This is a genomic window from Parasphingorhabdus flavimaris (assembly GCF_013371215.1).
Lineage (GTDB): Bacteria > Pseudomonadota > Alphaproteobacteria > Sphingomonadales > Sphingomonadaceae > Parasphingorhabdus > Parasphingorhabdus flavimaris.
In genome coordinates this window covers 25,370-43,351 of the sequence record NZ_JABWMH010000005.1, presented here as the reverse complement: position 1 = coordinate 43,351, position 17,982 = coordinate 25,370, and the positions used below count along the sequence as shown (strand labels likewise).

Annotated in this window: 16 protein-coding genes; 12 read left to right on the top strand and 4 right to left on the bottom strand. The window is 59.0% G+C overall.

All coding sequences use genetic code 11. The features are described 5' to 3' along the window. Nucleotides 1-9: 9 nt before the first annotated feature. The 3 genes from HUO14_RS14775 to HUO14_RS14765 all read right to left on the bottom strand — a co-directional run bounded on the left by HUO14_RS14775 (nt 10) and on the right by HUO14_RS14765 (nt 3,369). On the bottom strand, nt 10-270 hold the full coding sequence (locus HUO14_RS14775) for a hypothetical protein (protein ID WP_176280584.1): 261 nt from the start codon (nt 268-270) through the stop codon (nt 10-12). Between the two features lie 347 nt (nt 271-617). Further along, nucleotides 618-2,141, bottom strand: a complete 1,524-nt coding sequence (locus HUO14_RS14770; protein WP_176280619.1) for an acyl-CoA carboxylase subunit beta — start codon at nt 2,139-2,141, stop codon at nt 618-620. A gap of 121 nt (nt 2,142-2,262) precedes the next feature. Next, entirely contained in the window at nt 2,263-3,369 is a 1,107-nt protein-coding gene (locus tag HUO14_RS14765) for an isoaspartyl peptidase/L-asparaginase family protein (protein ID WP_176280618.1), read from the bottom strand. Nucleotides 3,370-3,456: 87 nt separating this feature from the next. On the opposite strand from HUO14_RS14765, the gene ispG reads away from it, so the two are divergent. Both ispG and yghX read left to right on the top strand, forming a co-directional pair. Next, nucleotides 3,457-4,584 (top strand): flavodoxin-dependent (E)-4-hydroxy-3-methylbut-2-enyl-diphosphate synthase, encoded by a 1,128-nt coding sequence (ispG, locus tag HUO14_RS14760; protein WP_176280617.1) that lies wholly within the window; start codon nt 3,457-3,459, stop codon nt 4,582-4,584. Between the two features lie 181 nt (nt 4,585-4,765). Then, a complete protein-coding gene (gene yghX / locus HUO14_RS14755) occupies nt 4,766-5,662 on the top strand; it encodes a YghX family hydrolase (RefSeq protein ID WP_176280616.1) in 897 nt (298 codons plus the stop codon). 16 nt (nt 5,663-5,678) lie between these two features. On the opposite strand, the gene HUO14_RS14750 is transcribed toward yghX, so the two are convergent. Next, entirely contained in the window at nt 5,679-6,185 is a 507-nt protein-coding gene (locus HUO14_RS14750; protein ID WP_217908040.1) for an RrF2 family transcriptional regulator, read from the bottom strand. Nucleotides 6,186-6,262: 77 nt separating this feature from the next. Here HUO14_RS14750 and HUO14_RS14745 point away from each other — a divergent pair, with 77 nt between their 5' ends. The 10 genes from HUO14_RS14745 (at nt 6,263) to HUO14_RS14700 (ending at nt 17,981) form a co-directional block, all read left to right on the top strand. Continuing rightward, the gene (locus HUO14_RS14745; protein WP_176280615.1) at nt 6,263-7,198 is read left to right on the top strand and encodes a hypothetical protein; all 936 of its coding nucleotides are present in this window, start codon (nt 6,263-6,265) and stop codon (nt 7,196-7,198) included. Between the two features lie 10 nt (nt 7,199-7,208). After that, a complete protein-coding gene (locus HUO14_RS14740; protein WP_176280614.1) occupies nt 7,209-7,694 on the top strand; it encodes a thioredoxin family protein in 486 nt (161 codons plus the stop codon). A gap of 15 nt (nt 7,695-7,709) precedes the next feature. Beyond that, a complete protein-coding gene (gene gspN / locus HUO14_RS14735; RefSeq protein WP_176280613.1) occupies nt 7,710-8,429 on the top strand; it encodes a type II secretion system protein N in 720 nt (239 codons plus the stop codon). Between the two features lie 532 nt (nt 8,430-8,961). Next, entirely contained in the window at nt 8,962-9,963 is a 1,002-nt protein-coding gene (locus tag HUO14_RS14730; RefSeq protein WP_176280612.1) for an LLM class flavin-dependent oxidoreductase, read from the top strand. A 48-nt stretch (nt 9,964-10,011) separates the two neighbouring features. Continuing rightward, entirely contained in the window at nt 10,012-11,343 is a 1,332-nt protein-coding gene (gene nhaA, locus HUO14_RS14725) for a Na+/H+ antiporter NhaA (protein WP_176280611.1), read from the top strand. After that, the gene (locus tag HUO14_RS14720; RefSeq protein ID WP_343046112.1) at nt 11,340-12,683 is read left to right on the top strand and encodes a hypothetical protein; all 1,344 of its coding nucleotides are present in this window, start codon (nt 11,340-11,342) and stop codon (nt 12,681-12,683) included. Before nhaA ends, HUO14_RS14720 begins: the two co-directional genes overlap by 4 nt. Nucleotides 12,684-12,883: 200 nt before the next feature. After that, nucleotides 12,884-14,449, top strand: a complete 1,566-nt coding sequence (locus tag HUO14_RS14715) for an amino acid permease (RefSeq protein ID WP_176280610.1) — start codon at nt 12,884-12,886, stop codon at nt 14,447-14,449. Between the two features lie 124 nt (nt 14,450-14,573). Then, on the top strand, nt 14,574-16,151 hold the full coding sequence (locus HUO14_RS14710) for an NAD(P)/FAD-dependent oxidoreductase (RefSeq protein ID WP_176280609.1): 1,578 nt from the start codon (nt 14,574-14,576) through the stop codon (nt 16,149-16,151). Nucleotide 16,152: 1 nt separating this feature from the next. Next, complete coding sequence (locus tag HUO14_RS14705) at nt 16,153-16,605, top strand: GtrA family protein (protein ID WP_176280608.1); 453 nt, start codon at nt 16,153-16,155, stop codon at nt 16,603-16,605. Between the two features lie 5 nt (nt 16,606-16,610). Continuing rightward, nucleotides 16,611-17,981 carry a sulfatase-like hydrolase/transferase gene (locus tag HUO14_RS14700; RefSeq protein ID WP_246255732.1) on the top strand — a complete coding sequence of 457 codons (1,371 nt, stop codon included), beginning with the start codon at nt 16,611-16,613 and terminating at the stop codon, nt 17,979-17,981. Nucleotide 17,982: the final 1 nt, after the last annotated feature.

Here is a 17,982-nt window from a genome sequence, read left to right as displayed (position 1 = left end):
GACGATTCCTCAGGCCGCCATTGCGGTCTTGCTGAAATGTTCGGTGAAGCGCGGCTGCATCGGCTGACTGGCGACCATCGCCAGCGGCAGAGCGGTTTCGCAGTGCGCGCATTCGGCGCTGAACCGGCCGACGTGCCAGTGCGACTTGCCGCAGCCGGGGCAGCGATTGACGATATCAAGATGATAAAGTGGCTGATAGCCGCGCTCGTGTCCCTGCTCGGCCAAAGATTGAACAGGCTGATTGATGAATGATCTAGGAGATAAGTACATCGTTTCTTCCTTCCTTGGCTGTGCCGAACTTACATCGCTTACTTCGCACCAACTCGCATTTCGTTGCTGTACCAGCGATGAACCGTTCGTTTTGGTAGATGAAATGATAATCGGTTCGTCCAGAATCGATAGGAGTAATTCGACATATCCCGGTGATTTCTGTCACAATCGTGTTCAAATGCCTGATTTTGAGCGGGAAAAATTTCCCGACCGAGTCCCGAATTGAACCAGGGGATTAACGGGCAGGGTTGAAGGACAATGTTAATGCGGTGCCCGGTTCAACCTGCGGGCGACTCAGCGGATCGCAAGGCGCGGCCTGCGCGACCCTCCGTTCAGCACGAGCGGTATCAGCCTGTGCCCAGCTTGCGCCAGGCCAGATCGGCAAATTCGCAGAGCAGCGGGCGGGTTTCGCGCGGATCGATGATATCCTCGACGCTGAACTGCTCGGCGGTGCGGAAGGGCGAGGTGACCTTGTCGAGCTTGGCCTTGATCTCGGCCAGCCGCGCGGCCGGATCGGCGGCGCTTTCGATATCGCTCTTGTAGGCGACCTCGAGACCGCCGGCGATCGGCAGCGAGCCCCAGTCGCCCGACGGCCAGGCGAAGCGATACTGGAAATTCTCGGCATTGCTCATCGCGCTGCCGGCGATGCCATAGGCGCGGCGCACGATCACGCTGGCCCAGGGCACGGTCGCCCGATAGACCGCGTTCATCGCCTGTACGCCATAGCGGATGGTGCCGGTGCGCTCGGCCTCGCCGCCGATCATGAAGCCGGGATTGTCGACGAGATGGACGACCGGCAGATGGAATTGCTCGGCCAGCTTGGCAAAGCGTTCGACCTTTTCCGAGGATTTGGCTTCCCATGACCCGCCGAGAAAGGACGGATCATTGGCGAGAACCGCCACCGGCCAGCCGTCGAGCCGGGCAAAGGCGGTGATCGCGGCGCGGCCCCAGCGCTTGCCCATCTCGAACACGGACCCTTCGTCAAACACCGATGTCATGATCTTGCGCATCGAATAGACCTGCTTGTCGGCGCGCGGAACGGCGGAAAGCAGGCTTTCGTCGCGGCGGTCGACGGGGTCCCAGTTTTCGGTACGGGAAGAGAGCTGGTTCACATTGCTGGGCAGATAGGACAGGAATTTGCGGGCGGTGACAAAGGCCTCCGCTTCGCTGGCGACTTCTTCGTCGACCACGCCGTTGGTGGTGTGAATGTCGGAACCGCCCAGCTGCTCCTTGCTGAGATCATCGCCGATCGCGGCGGCAACAGCGGGACCGGCGGCGAATATCTGCGACAGGCCCCTGACCATGATCGAATAATGGCTGGCCACGGTGCGCGCCGCGCCCATGCCCGCCGTTGGTCCGAGCGCCAGCGCCACCACCGGCACCGTGTCCTGGTTCTTGATGATATCTTCCCAGCCCGGTACCGCCGGGACATAGGTGAAGCCCATATCCTCTAGGCTTTTAACCGACCCGCCACCACCGGTGCCGTCGATCATCCGGATCATTGGTATTCCCAGCGTATGCGCCATCTTCTCGCATTGCGTGAACTTGCGGTGCAGCGCCGCATCCGCCGCGCCGCCGCGCACAGTGAAATCATCGGCGGAGGCAACCACTGGCCGCCCGTCGATATTCGCGCGGCCGAAAATCAGGTTGCTCGGCGCAAAATCCTCGAACGTGCCATCCTCGGCATAGGTCCCGCGCCCGGCGATCTTGCCGATCTCGCGAAAACTGTCCTCGTCGACGATTCCCGCAATCCGCGCCCGCGCATCCAGCTTGCCGCGCCCGTGCTGGCGGGAGACTTTTTCCTCGCCACCCATTTTTTCGGCCAGCCGCTGGCGCTCGGCCAGTTCTTCAAGTTCGGGTTTCCATGTCATGTTAAGGGTTTAACCGAGTGATTAAGCTAGGGGAAGCGGGAAATTATCTGCTGTGCTTGTGCAGTGGGATAGGAGGTTCCATCCACCCCAAAGCTGCGCTTCAGCGAGAAAATATGACGGCTCACTCATCCCCGTAGATCGCGACGCTCTGCTCGCCCTCGCTGGTCGCGCGCCCGCGGTACATGCCGGCGGTGTTAAAGCTGTAGCCGGCCTGACCCCAGGGCGTCGCGTAGATGATGCCGCCGTCGCCGCCCAGTTCGCCGAGTTCGGCGATCACGTCATCGGCGATCTGCTGGATTTCCGCGTCGGACAACATGAATTCGCTGGCGTGGATGATATAGGTGTAATTGCCATCCTCATCCTTTGGCACGGTTAGTTGTGCTTCCTCGATCGCAATCGGCCAGCGCATGCGGATGCGGGCGCAGATTTCGTGGGCGACGCCGAGGCGGATGAAATATTCGCCCGATCCGGTGGCGGAGATCGCGCAGCTGCGGTTGTCGGCATAGGTGCCCGCGCCGATCACGGGACTGTCGCCGATCCGGCCCCAGCGCTTTCCGGTCATGCCGCCGGTCGAGGTGCCGGCGGCCATATTGCCCCCGCGATCGTGCGCTACTGCCCCCACCGTACCGAATTTATAGTCGACATCGGCGGCGCTGATTTCCCTGGCGAGAACGGCTTCAATCTGCTGCAGCCGGTGCGGGGTGGCATAATAATCCGGTGTCACCTGCTCCAGCCCCTGTTCGCGGCTGAACTGGTTGGCGCCTTCTCCGGAGAGCATGACGTGCGGGCTGTTGTCCTTGACCGCGCGCGCCAGCAGGATCGGGTTTTTGGTGCCGTTGATCCCGGCGACCGCGCCGGCTGACAGGTCGCTGCCGTCCATGATGCTGCTGTCGAGTTCGTTGGTCCTGTCCCAGGTGAACACCGCGCCCTTGCCGGCGTTGAAATTGGGATTGTTTTCCAGCGAGATGATGGTGGCGGTGATGGCATTCATGGCGGTGCCGCCGTCTTTCAATATGTCGGAGCCGATGGTCAGGGCCTTGTTCAGCGCAGCCCTGATTTCCGTGTCTTTCTCAGGTGTTATCTTGTCCCGGTCGATGGTCCCGGCACCACCGTGAATGGCGATCGACCAGTTGGCTTCCTCTTCCATATCATCCTGCGCGCTTGCAGCTGCCGTCATGGTCGAAAACAATATTGCCGACCCGAACAGGCCGAATAAATTCCGGATCATTAAACATCTCTCCCGATTGGCTCTTATCATTGTGTCGCCGATTGCGTATATGTCCGATAAACCAGCCCTTCTGACAAGAGCAAAGATATGACCATAGACAATCCATCGCTGCGTCCCTGGCGCGATATCGATCGGCGCAAGTCCCGCCAGATCATGGTCGGTGATGTTCCGGTCGGTGGCGATGCGCCGATTACCGTGCAGACGATGACCAACACCTTAACCTCCGACGCCAAGGCGACGATCGACCAGATCCGCCGCTGCGAAGAGGCGGGCGTCGATATCATCCGCGTGTCCTGTCCCGATGTCGAGAGCACGGCTGCGCTGAAAGAGATCGTGCGTGCCAGCAATGTGCCAATCGTCGCGGATATCCATTTTCACTACAAGCGCGGGATCGAGGCCGCCGAGGCGGGCGCGGCCTGTCTGCGGATCAATCCGGGCAATATCGGTTCTGCGGCGCGGGTGAAGGAAGTCATTGATGCGGCGAAGTCCAACGGCTGCGCGATCCGGATCGGGGTGAACGCGGGCAGTCTGGAAAAGGACCTGCTGGAAAAATATGGCGAGCCTTGTCCCGAGGCTCTGGTCGAAAGCGCGCTCGACCATATCAAGATATTGCAGGACCATGATTTTCACGAGTTCAAGGTGGCGGTGAAGGCATCCGACGTGTTTCTCGCGGTTGCAGCCTATTCACAGCTTGCCGATGCAGTCGATTGCCCGCTGCATCTCGGCATTACCGAGGCTGGCGGCCTGATCGGCGGCACGGTGAAAAGTTCGATCGGCATGGGCAATCTGCTCTGGGCCGGGATTGGCGACACGATCCGCGTAAGCCTGTCGGCGGAACCCGAAGAGGAAGTGCGCGTCGGCTATGAAATGCTCAAGGCGCTTGGCCTGCGCACGCGCGGCGTCCGGGTGGTCAGCTGCCCGAGCTGCGCGCGGCAGGGTTTTGACGTGATCCGCACGGTGCAGACGCTGGAGGAACGGCTGCAGCATATCCGCACGCCGCTGTCGCTCTCGGTGCTCGGCTGCGTCGTCAACGGGCCCGGCGAAGCGCGCGAGACCGACATCGGTATCACCGGCGGCGGCAAGGGCAAGCATATGGTCTATCTCTCCGGCGTCACCGACCATCATGTGGCGGATGATGATATGGTCGATCATATTGTGAAGCTGGTTGAAGCGAAGGCGGCGGAGATCGAGGCGGGGATTAGCGAGGCGGCTTGAAGGGTTGTGCGGTCATAATGACCGTTCGCCCTGAGCCTGTCGAAGGGCCTTTCCGGGCTATTGCTTTGTCGGTGTTGCGAGGGCCAAGGTGCTTCGACAGGCTCAGCACGAACGGGATTACGAGAAGTTCATTTTGTGCTAAAGAGCAATTCTGCCAATTTTAGCTGACGGATGATCCATCATGACCCCGACCCGCAAACGCGCAACCGACTTCCACCCTCATATTCTCGAGATATTCGACGGTTATGTCCATGGCGTGATCTCGAAGCGCGATTTTATCAAGCAGGCCGGGAAATTTGCCGCCGCCGGAGTGACCGGGGCGATGATCCTTGATCAATTGCAGCCCAATTATGCCTGGGCGGCGCAGGTCGAGCCGGATGATCCGGCGATCATTGCCGAGCGGATCAGCTATGACAGCCCCGAAGGCCATGGCACAATCAACGCGCTGATGGCCAAGCCGGCGGGGGCGACTGATAAGCTGCCTGCGGTTCTGGTGATCCACGAAAATCGCGGGCTCAACCCCTATATCGAGGATGTCGCGCGGCGGGTGGCCAAGGCCGGTTATCTGGCGCTGGCGCCCGACGGCCTGTCCCCGCTGGGCGGCTATCCCGGCAATGATGACGACGGGCGGACGATGCAGCGGACGCTCGACGGCGCGAAACTGATGGAAGATTTCTTCGCCGCTTTTGAATTTCTGCGCGATCATGACGGATCGACCGGCAAGGTGGGCGCGGTCGGTTTCTGCTATGGCGGTGGCGTCTGTAATGCGCTGGCCGTGGCCTATCCCGATCTGGCCGCATCGGTACCCTATTACGGACGCCAGCCGGACGCGGCGGATGTCCCAGCGATCGAAGCGCCGCTGATGATCCATCATGCCGGCAATGACGAACGGATCAACGCCGGCTGGCCGGCCTATGAAGCCGCATTGTCGGAGCATCAGAAAGAATATAGCGTCCATTTCTATCCCGATGTGAACCACGGTTTCCACAATGACACGACGCCGCGCTATGACGAGGAAGCGGCGAGATTGTCGTGGAAACGGACGCTGGCCTTTTTCGCTGCGCATCTGCGCGGCTAGCGGGCAAGGCGGGCAATCAGCTTGTGTCGCTTAGCGGCATGGTCTCGCTCTCCAGCCAGTTGCCGACATCCGACAGCTGCTCGGGCCGGGCATTCTGTAAAACCTGCGCCGCCAGATCCACGAGTGTGACTGTCTTCAAACTGTCCCGAAACGCGCGCTCGGCGACAGCGAAAGCCGAAGCAATTTGGCAGGGGTTCCTGCAGTCCTTTCGCTTCAGGCCACAGGGCCCGTTCTGCCGGATTTCGGTGCAACGGAAAGCGGGGGCATGGCCTTCGATCGCCGCGGTGATATCCCAGAGCGAGATGCCGGTGGCGGGCTTTGCCAGCCGGTAGCCGCCATGGGCGCCGCGCGAGGATTGCGCGATCCCGGCCTTGCTGAGCGCCTGCAACTGCTTCGCCATATAGGCGGTGGGCACGTCGTGATAGCGGGCGAGCGCTTCGGCTTTCAGGCCGCGGCCTTCCGGCAATGCGATCATCATCACCGCGGCATGGGCGGCCCACTCAACCCCTTTGGAAATCTGCAAGATTTGACTCTCTGTTTAATTCGGACAATATATATCCGAATAACATGGACTCGGGTTGATTTGAAGGACAAAATTGCATGCTGATGGGAAAACCCGACTTGCTCGACCGCGTGGCGCAGATGTTGGTGCTGGGTGTGGGCCTGTTCGCTTTGTTGTTTGGCCTGTTCATGATCATTTGGCCGCTCGACTGGTATGTCGCCATCCCAACGGTGATCACCACCGGACCGCCGAACCAGCATTTCATCCGCGATATCGGGATTGCCTATGCGGCCTGCGGGGTCATCCTGCTTTACGCGAGCATCAATATCCACATGCGCTGGCTCGCCGCTTTTGCGGGCGCATTATGGCTGTCGCTGCACGGGGTTCTGCATATTTACGAAGTCTCGGTCGGGATCTGCTCGCCCGACGCCTTTGTCGCCGATGCGCCCGGTGTGCTGGGGCCGCCACTGCTGGTGTTCCTGGCGCTTGGCATCTTGTTTGTCCGTCAGCGCGTGGCGCCAGCGGGTATTCCAAAACCGCTATTGCTCAAGGCCTCGACAGCGGGAGCCGATGAGAGCGAAAAGCAATATCTTGAGGAAATCGCTGCCGCGCCCGGTCGTGCATTTGAAAAATTCGCCCATTTCCTGCCCGCGTCCCTGCATCGCCATGCCGCTCCCGCGCATCTTTGCCACGCGGCGCGCCTGGGCGCCAATATGGTCGAGGATTGCGGTCCCTGTGCGCTGAGTTCGGCGCAATGGGCGCTGTTCGACAATGTGCCGCGGGAAACGGTCAATCGCTGGCTGAGAGGCGATCCGGATATGCCGGAAGACGAGGCGCTGGCGCTGCAATTCGGCCGGGCGATTGGCTTGCAGTCGATCGATGCCTTTGAACTCGGTGACCGGATCGAGGCGCAATATGGCCGTGATGTCCGTTTCGAGCTGGCGATGGCTGCTGCAATGGTGCGCGCCTTTCCCGCGATGAAACGCGGGCTTGGCCTGACAAAAGCCTGTTCCCTCACGCCGCTGGAAGTGTAATAGCCGGTGGATGAGATTCTTGCTGCTTGCTCTGGCCGGTCTGGCCCTTGTTCCCCTGTCTGCCGTGTCGGCAGAACCGCATGGTGGTGATCACCCCGAAGCCCGGCCGTTCGATCAGGAAGCAGACGCCTCGGCGCTGATCGATGCGGCGCTGGCGCGTGCCCAAATTGCCGAAAAGCGGGTGATTGCCGTGATGGGGGCCAACTGGTGCCATGACAGCCGCGGACTGGCGGGATGGTTCGCCGAGCCGCGTTTCGACGCGATGCTGAAGCCCAAATATGAAATTGTCTATGTCGATGTCGGCTACAAGGACCGGAATATCGATATCGCGAAGCGCTTTGGTGTGAAAGCGATCAAGGGTACGCCGACGGTTCTGGTGCTGTCGGCGGACGGGGCGTTGCTCAACCGCAGGTCAGCACCGAAATGGCGCAATGCCGCGAGCCGCACGGAAGAGGATATCTTCACCTATTTCGCACAATTTTCTCCCGAACTCTGAACCGAAGGAAAGCAGGTGCCCCGCGCATTGACCTATGTTCTGATCCTGTTGGCGGTAATCGCCGTGGCTCTATTTTTTTTGCCGCTGAGGCTTGCTGTGGGTGTGGCCGGGCTGGAAGGTTCGCGCTTCTCGGCGAAGGCCATCTCCGGATCGGTCTGGAACGGACGGATCGAGGGCGCGCAGATTGGGCCGTTTCCGCTCGGCGATCTAGACGCCGGGGTCCGGTTCCTGCCGCTGCTCACGGGAAGGTTGCTGATGGATCTGGAGCGACCGGCGACTCCCGGCGATGACGGACTGGTCGCGACTGTCGGCAAGGCGGGCAAAAGCCTGCTGGTGCAGGATGTCACAACGGTACTTGGCGTTGGCCGCCAACTGGCGCCGCTGCCAGCCTCGGATATCGACCTGCGCGGGGTTAGCATCAGCTTTGCCGGAGGTCGATGCCAGTCGGCGAGTGGCCAGGTGCGGGTGTCGCTGGATGGGAATATTCCGGGACTCGACCTCAAGCAGGGCTTGCTAGGCAATGCACAATGTCAGGACGGCGCGCTTGTGCTGCCGCTGCAAAGCGGTTCCGGCATGGAGCAGTTGACGCTGAAACTCGAAGGCAACGGCTTCTATACCGCACGGCTGTTCCTGTCGGGTAGCGACCGTGCATGGACATTGCTATTGCCGACGCTGGGCTTCCGCAACGTTCCGGGAGGCTATGCGATCAAGGTGGCTGGCCGGTTGAACCGTTGACATCAATTAGCAGCGGGGAGTCTCCCGTCACGTCAACGTCTATAGTGATAAAGGTTATATCTTTTTTTGCGGAGGGTTTTTCTGCCGGACAGTTTTTCGAACAGCGATCTCAGCCCTTGCATCGGGACATTGATCATCCACCCTCCCGTCTTTACCATTAGCAAACCGATTGTTGCGGGCGGGACAAGAGGAAAAATATAGAAATGTTTCAGCACAAGCCTCGATGCAGAGGATTGGTTGGTCTTGCGGACTAGCAGGGCTGTAAATAAAAACGACAATAGCATGTAAAGACTGATTACGAGCGCCAAACCGATGGGTGTTTGCACAGTTAGATTCCTTCTATCTATGTTCGCACTGCTCCTCTGGTCATAGAGTATTCCGAATCATTAGCTCAAAATCGACCCTTTACATCAGTTTACATCTGGTCGGTTCTCAATTCAAGGTGGCTATTCCAGGTGGGCCAGAATAGTCCCAGACAGTTGATTCAAGAAGCTATAGACCTCGTTTGAAACCTCAGGAGCAAGACCGGAAAATGTCAGGCAAATTGAAATTCTCGATTCTCGATCTTTCCTCGGTGTTGCAGGGAGGTGATGTCAGAGGCGCACTCGACCGGTCGCTGGCGCTCGCGCAACACGGCGAGGCTCTCGGTTACGAACGGTTCTGGATGGCGGAGCATCACGGAATGGAAGGCATTGCCAGCGCAGCAACGGCGGTGGCTCTGGCGCATATCGGGCAGGGGACCAAATCGATCCGGATTGGTGCCGGCGGGATAATGCTGCCTAACCACGCGCCGATGGTGATTGCCGAGCAATTCGGGACGCTCGAAGCGCTCTATCCGGGACGGGTCGATCTGGGCCTCGGTCGCGCGCCCGGTTCCGATCAGCGTACAGCCCAGGCGTTGCGCCGCAATCTGACTAGCGACGCGAATGAATTCCCGCGTGATGTCTTGGAGTTGCAGGCCTTTCTCGCGGGGGATGACAGGCTCGGCATCAAGGCGACGCCGGGACAGGGGACGAATATTCCGCTATATATATTGGGCAGCAGCCTGTTCGGCGCGCAACTCGCAGCGGCTCTCGGCCTGCCTTACGCCTTCGCATCCCATTTCGCGCCGCAGATGCTCGATGATGCACTGACAATTTACCGGCGTGACTTCAAGCCGTCAGAACAGCTTGCCGAGCCATATGTGATCTGCGGTTTCAACATCTTTGCCGCAGATAGCAGCGAGGAAGCGGAGTTTCATGCCACTTCGATGCTGCAGAGCTTTGTCGCGCTGCGCACCGGCAATCCGGGCAAGCTGCCACCGCCGGTTGAAGGCTATCGCGAAAGCCTGCCGCCTCAGGCCCAGGCCATCCTCGAGCAGACGCTTCAGGGTAGCGCCGTCGGATCGCCGGATGAAGTGAAGCAGGGTATCGAGCGGTTCATCGAACGCACCGGCGCCGACGAGTTGATCATAGCGGGGTCGATCTTCGATCAGGCTGCCCGCGAAAAAAGCTATGCCATCGCCGCCGATATTCGCGATCAGATCGCGGGCTAGGGCCAATTTCGTTTCACACAAGTCTTGATTTTATGAACGGGTCTGCGCATGACTCTGGCCGATCAAAAATCCGGAATAGACGTCCCCGAGGGAGAAGAAATATTGCCACGTTCAGGTAGAAATTCAGCGCTTAGAGACTTCCTGAAAAGTGAAGCAGCGGGCGGCATATTGCTGATGTTTTCCGCCGCGCTGGCGATGGTGGTGGCCAACAGCCCGCTTTATGAAATGTACCATCATTTCCTGCATGAAATTAAGGGGCCGGTCCTTTCTGCAAAACTGGGTCCCATGACCCCGCATTTGTGGATCAATGACGGGTTGATGGCGATCTTCTTCCTGCTCGTCGGACTGGAAATCAAGCGGGAATTTGTCGACGGCCGGCTCAATAGCTGGGATCGCCGACGTCTGCCGGTGGTCGCTGCTGCGGCCGGGATGGCGGTTCCGGCGCTGATCTATCTGGTCATCGTCAAGGATTTTCCCGCACTCTACAACGGCTGGGCGATACCGGCGGCGACCGATATTGCCTTTGCAATCGGCGTGCTGGCCCTGCTCGGACCGCGCGCGCCGACTTCGCTCAAATTGTTTCTGGTTACCGTCGCGATCGTCGACGACATGGGCGCAGTGGCGATTATCGCTCTGGTCTATACTGCGGAGATCAACGGCGCTGCCCTCCTCGCCAGCGCGGCGATACTGGCGATCATGTACACGATGAACCGCAACGGCGTACTCAAGCTCTGGCCCTATCTGATTTTCGCTGCATTGCTCTGGTATGCGGTGTTGATGTCCGGCGTCCATGCGACGATAGCCGGCGTATTGGCGGCGATGGTCATCCCGATCGTGGTCACGCCGACCTCGCCGGATGCCGAAAATTCTCCGCTTCACCGGCTCGAACACGCGATTTCGCCGTGGAGCGCATTCCTGATCGTGCCGGTATTCGGCTTTGCCAATGCCGGCGTCTCGCTTCAGGGCATCGGCATGGACCAGATTTTCGCACCTTTGCCATTGGGTATCGCTGCCGGCCTGTTCTTCGGCAAGCAGATCGCGATTTTCGCCAGCGTCTGGATTTCGGTCAAAACCGGCTTCGCCGGACGGCTGGGCGGCGCGAGCTGGCTGCAGGTCTATGGGGTCGCGATGCTCTGCGGCATCGGTTTCACGATGAGCCTGTTCATCGGGGCACTGGCCTTCCCGGGCAATGAGCTCCTTATCGAGGAGGCCAAGATCGGCGTGCTCGGCGGATCTCTGCTTTCCGCGGTCGTCGGTTTCTGTGTCCTGCGCTTTGCGCCGCAGGGACGGCATCTGGAATCGCTGGACGAGGATGAAGCCGAGGAGCTGCTCGAGGCATTGCCGAATAGCGAAGCGCAGAAGCTGAAAGACGCTCTGTGAAAAACACCGGGCTTGTTGCCGCTGCCTGTCTGGCTATCTCGGCCTGTGCGCCGGCTGTCGAGCCATTGCCTGCCCCCGTTGTCACCGACACGATCGGCCTGAAAGCAGCGAATGAACTTGGCGATATCGCCGCTGACTATGTGAAGCTTACGCTTGCTCTCGGCGAAAAGGAAGCCGGCTATGTTGATGCATATTATGGCCCGCCGAAATGGGCGGAAGCGGCCAAGAACGATCCGCGCGATATGCGCGAACTGGGCAATGCGATTGTCGATCTGATGCTCCGGCTTGACGCGCTCGCCACCAGCGATGATCCGCTGCTCGAGGCCCGCAAGCGCTTCCTCTCCGCCCAGCTCGAAGCCGCGCTCACCCGCCATGCGATGATGCAGGACGAGGTCTTTCCATTTGCCAAGGAAGCCAAGGGCTTGTTCGGAGTGACGCCGGAGCTCAGGCCGCTGGCCGAATTTGATCCCGTCCTCGAGGAGATCGAGAATATAGTCCCCGGCGAAGGGCCGCTGAGCAAGCGCGTGGCGGCTTTTGAAAATGATTATATCATCCCCAAAGACCGGCTGAAGAATGTGTTCGACACCGCGATCGCCGAGTGCAAGGCACGGACCGCAGCCTATTTCGATCTGCCCGCCGGCGAGAATTTCAAGATGGAGTTCGTGACCGGAAAAAGCTGGAGCGGGTATAATTATTATCAGGGCAATTATCAGAGCCTGATCCAGATCAACACCGACCTGCCGATCTTCATCGGCCGCGCGGTCGATCTCGGTTGTCACGAAGGCTATCCCGGCCATCATGTCTTTAATATGCTGCTCGAGCGCAATCTGACCAATGGCCGCGGCTGGCAGGAATTCTCCGTCTATCCGCTCTATTCACCGCAAAGCCTGATCGCCGAGGGCTCGGCCAATTATGGTATCGAGCTGGCGTTCAGCGGGCAGGAGCGGCTGGATTACGAGCGCGACGTGCTTTACCCGCTCGCCGGCCTAAATCCCGACACGGCGGCGGCCTATTGGGCGCTGCAGATCGCCAAACAGGCATTGAGCGGCGCGCGGATGACGATTGCACAGCAATATCTGGATGGTGAAATCACTCGCGATCAGGCGATTGCCCTCAATCAGAAATATCAGCTGGTCTCGGCAGAACGCGCGGCGCAGATGACCGACTTCAACGAACAATATCGCAGCTATGTGATCAACTATGGCCTCGGCATGGAAATGGTCCGCGACTGGATCGAAGCCCAGGGCGACGCGCCGGTGTGGCGCTGGAAGGCGATGGAGCGGTTGCTGAGCGAACCGGTGTTGCCGGAGGATCTGTTAGGCGAATTGGCTGAAGAATAACGAACTGGAACTTTTCTGAGTTCAGCGGGCTATTCCACGCCTGTCTTCCCTGGAAAAGAAGAGGAAGCTGTCGGCCCAACCGCCGAAAAACCCAGCCAAATTTACCCCCGTAATAATTGTGAACATCCCTGCCGAATCCCTCTTGCGCATTGCAAAAATCGGCGTAATCCAAGCGCAGTTTTTCGGGACAGGATCGCTGCATGGCTTTCAGTTTTTTCGGACGTATCAAACCCCTCGACGCAATTTTGGCAACAGCAGAGAAAAAGGCGCTAGCCCGCACTCTCGGCCCGGTTCAGCTCACCTTGCTGGGTGTCGGAGCGATTATCGGGACCGGCATTTTCGTCCTGACCTCAGAAGCGGCGCAGAAGGCCGGGCCGGGAATGATGTGGAGCTTCGTCATCGCCGGGCTGGTCTGCGCGGTTGCCGCGCTCTGCTATTCGGAACTGGCCTCGATGGTGCCGGTGTCGGGCTCGGCCTACACGTATACATATGCCGTGATGGGCGAGCTGCTGGCCTGGATGGTAGGCTGGGCGCTAATCCTGGAATATGCAGTGGCGGCGAGCGCGGTTTCGGTCGGCTGGTCGGGCTATTTTGTCGGCCTGCTGGCCAATGCGGATATCCATTTGCCCACGGCGCTGACTATTGGCAGTTATGCGCCGGGCGGGCTGATCAACCTGCCGGCGTTGATCATCGCTTTGCTGGTTACCTTTCTGCTGATGATCGGGACCAGCGAAAGCGCCAAGGTCAACGCGGTGCTGGTCGCAATCAAGGTTTCGGCGCTGACCATGTTCATCGTGCTAACCCTGCCGATGATGCAAGGGCAGAATTTCGATCCCTTCATGCCCAATGGCTGGTTTGGTGAAAGCCGTGGTTTCGGCGCGGTTGGCGCTGCGGCTTCGATCTTCTTCGCCTATGTCGGTTTCGATGCGGTCTCGACTGCGGCGGAGGAGACCAAGAACCCTCAGCGGAACGTACCCATCGGTCTGATCGGCAGTCTTGCCATCTGCACCATTTTCTATCTGCTGGTCGCGGCCGGGGCCATTGGCACGGTCGGCGCGCAACCGATTGTGGACGCCGCGGGTAACACGCTCGCTCCAGGAAGCAGTGCATTTGCTGCACAGTGCCAGACATTGCTGACCGCCGGGAAAGAGCCGCTGGTGTGCAGCCACGAAGCGCTGGCCTTTGTCCTGCGGACGATCGGTCATCCTGCTCTGGGCAATGTCATCGGCATCGCTGCCTTCCTTGCGCTGCCTTCGGTGATCCTGATCATGCTGTTCGGCCAGACCCGGATTTTCTTCGTCATGGCGCGCGATGGCCTGCTGCCGGAAAAGCTTGCGACCATCCATCCGAAATGGAAAACGCCCCATATCGTGACGGCCATAACCGGCGTTGCCGTTTCGGTCTTTGCGGCATTTCTGCCGGTCGGGAAGCTGGCTGATATCTCGAATTCGGGAACTTTGTTCGCCTTTCTGATGGTCGCCGTCGCGGTGCTTATCTTGCGCAGAACCGATCCTGACCGGCATCGTCCGTTTCGTACGCCACTGGTCTGGATCGTTGCTCCGTTGGCTATTTTCGGCTGTCTGGGGCTTTTCTATAACCTGCCGCTGGAAGCGAAGCTGGTGTTGCCGGTCTGGGGAGGTCTCGGGCTGTTGCTCTATTTCGCTTATGGATATCGAAAGAGCCATGTCGGGCGCGGCAGTATTGAAGTCCACGAATCGGATGCGGATGCGCCACCCCAGCCTGTTCCGCCGATTAGTGACCATTGATCGGCTTCCTGCGTCCGCAAAATTCGGCCTGCCATTAACTATCTGCTAACCAATTTCGTTCAGTCCGGTTCCTGGAACATGAAATGCGTCTGCAAGTGGCGCTTTATGGACAGGGACCAGAATTATGACCACGCAGGGAAAACCCGCAGACACACCGGTAGATGTGGCAATCATTGGCGCGGGGCCGGCTGGCCTGACCGCTGCCTATTTGCTGAGCAAGAAGGGCCTCAAGGTCACCGTTATCGAGAAAGACCCCAAATATGTCGGGGGGATCAGCCGGACGGTGGAGCATGAAGGTTTTCGTTTTGACATTGGCGGACATCGCTTCTTTTCCAAGAGCCAGGAAGTGGTCGATCTGTGGAACGAAATCCTGCCCGACGACTTCATTCAGCGACCGCGGATGAGCCGCATCTATTATGAAGGCAAATTTTACAGCTACCCGCTGCGCGCCTTTGAAGCGCTGTGGAACCTCGGCATCTGGCGCTCGACGCTTTGCATGCTAAGCTATGGCAAGGCCAAGGTCTTCCCGAACAGGAATGTAAAGAGCTTCGAGGACTGGACCGTCAACCAGTTCGGCTACAAGCTCTATTCGATCTTCTTCAAGACCTACACCGAGAAGGTCTGGGGCATGCCTTGTGATGAAATGTCGGCGGACTGGGCGGCGCAGCGGATCAAGGGCCTCAGTCTCTGGAACGCGGTCACCGATGGCCTGAAGCGCTCGCTCGGCCTCAACAAGAAACCCAATGACGGACAGGAAGTCAAAACCCTGCTCGAGACCTTTCGCTATCCCCGCCTCGGCCCCGGCATGATGTGGGATGCGGCCAAGGCCCATGTCGAAGCCAAGGGCAATGAAGTGCTGATGGGTTACAGCCTCAAGCAGCTCGCCCAGGATGCCGACGGCAACTGGCGCGTGAGCGCGACGAGCGCTGACGGCGAGACCATCATCAATGCGAAACACGTGATTTCGAGCGCACCGATGCGAGAGCTTGCGACCCGGATTCATCCGCTGCCGCAAAGCCTGCCGGAAGCACAGGATCTCAAATATCGCGATTTCCTGACCGTGGCGATCATGGTCAAGTCGGAAGACCTGTTCCCCGACAACTGGATCTATATCCATGATGACCGGGTGCAAGTCGGCCGCGTGCAGAATTTTCGGAGCTGGTCACCGGAAATGGTGCCGGACGAGAATATCGCCTGCGTCGGGCTGGAATATTTCTGCTTCGAGAATGACGGCCTATGGTCGTCGTCCGACGAAGATCTGGTCGAACTGGCCAAGAAGGAAATGGCGATCCTTGGCCTGTGCAAGCCCGAAGATGTCGTCGGCGGCGCGGTTGTCCGTCAGGAAAAAGCCTATCCGGTCTATGATGACAGCTACGAAGACAATGTCGCTACGATGCGCGATGATCTCGAAAGCCGCTTCCCGACCCTGCACATGGTAGGCCGCAACGGGATGCACCGCTATAATAATCAGGATCACGCGATGATGACCGCGATGCTGACAGTGGAAAATATCGAGGCCGGCACCCGCAAGTGGAACGTCTGGAATGTCAACGAAGACGCCGAATATCACGAAGCGGGCGACGAAGGCGCGCAGACGATAGTCGCCGAAGAAATCAGTGAAGACCGTGCCGCCGCTCTCGAAAGCATGCGCGATGTTCCGACCCGGATCGAGGAAGAAAAACCAGCGTCACGGGCTGCCTGAAATGGAACGCAGCGGTACAGACAGGCGGTCGACGGTCGGTGGTTGGGTGGGCAGTCTGCCTGCTCCACTGGCGCTGCTCAACCGTTTCTCGATTACCCGCTATTTGCTGGCCAGCGTCGTCAGCCTGGCCTTTGACGTTGCCCTGTTCATGGTTCTGGTTGCCTTCCTGTTCGACCCCGGCTGGGCTTCGGCGGCGGGTTATAGTGCGGGGATTGTCGTGCACTGGCTGATTTCTTCCAGTTTCGTTTTTCCGGGCAAGGCGCGCGACGGCGCGGCGCTGCAATTGCAGCGGATCGGTTTCCTCGGAACTGCGGTGCTCGGGCTGGGGATAACCGTCAGCATCGTGAGCTGGCTGGTTGAAGCGGGCGCACTTCCGGTCATTGCGAAAGCGGCGGCCGTGATCGTCAGTTTCTTCTGCGTATATTTGACCCGCAAATACGGAGTGTTCCGGTGAGCTACATGGACAATGCCATCGAAGCGCCTGCACCCGCTCGTCTGATCACCCCGGATTTGGCAAAATTCATGAACTGGGCTCTGGTCTGGATCATCTTGGCCAATATTCCCTTCGTGGCAATGTGGATGGTGGGTGCGCCGCCGCGCGCGCTACCTATCGCGCTGGCAGGATTTGCCGGTCTGATCGCCAAGAGGATGTCGCACCCTTTGCAGTGGCTTGCCTTCGTCGGGGTGATGATTTTTTCCCTCCTCTCGTTTGTATCGGGCCTGTTCAACCTGACCCTGAATTCTCTGGTCTATTCGCTGCAATTTTTTGCCGAGATCAAACCGAGCAATTCGATCGAGTATATTGCCGCAACAATCGTGATTATCGGTATCCTGATCGGCAGCTGGTTTCTGCTCAAGCGCGACACCAACTTTTCCAAACCGCTGCATATTCTGCTCGGCGGCGCGTTGATCTTCGGGCTTGTTGGAGCGGATGCGGCGGTGGGCGAGGGAATGCGCGGCCATTATTTCCGACCGGCCCCTGCAGGCACGGCCTTTGAATCGGCCGTCAGCAAATCCGGTTTCGCCGCCCGCGCGGATGGCAAGCGCCATTTGGTTATAATCATGGTGGAATCGCTTGGCTTGCCCAGGGAGAACCAGGCAATGTCCGACAAGCTGTTCGCTTACTATAATGATAGCGCGATCAACGCGCGCTATCATGTGAGCCAAGGCAACAGCAAATATTATAACAGCACCACGGCTGGTGAAATGCGCGAACTATGCGGTCGTTGGGGTGATTATTACGAACTGCTCGAAACCACCGATCCCGAGAAATTGAACTGCTTACCCGCTCAACTTGCCAAAAAAGGCTATGTCACGCAGGCAATGCACAGTTTCAAGGGCCCGTTTTTCAAGCGGGATGTCTGGTATCCTAAAATCGGCTTTCAAAAGCGCGAATTTGCCGCAGAACTCCAAGAACGCGGCGCAGAATGGTGCGGCGGAGTTTTCGCCGGCGCCTGCGACCGACAGGTGCCGAAAATGCTGGCCGAAAACCTGAAGCGGGCGAAGCAGCCTGTTTTTCAATATTGGCTGACGCTGAACACCCATTTGCCGGTTCCGACCGAGCTGAACCTCAACGTAGATAATTGCGAACAAGTGTCGGCCGAACTGGCCCGCGACTATCCGATGATCTGCCGCCAGTTCGCGATTTTTGACGATATCGACAAGGCGCTGATCAAGGAAATCACGGCGCGTGATTTTCCGGAGGCGGACATATTGCTGGTCGGTGATCACATGCCGCCGTTCTATGACCGGCACCATCGTTCACAATTTGATCCAGAGCGGGTTCCGTGGCTTTACCTGAAGGCCAAAGGCTCACAGCCCGAGGGGTAAA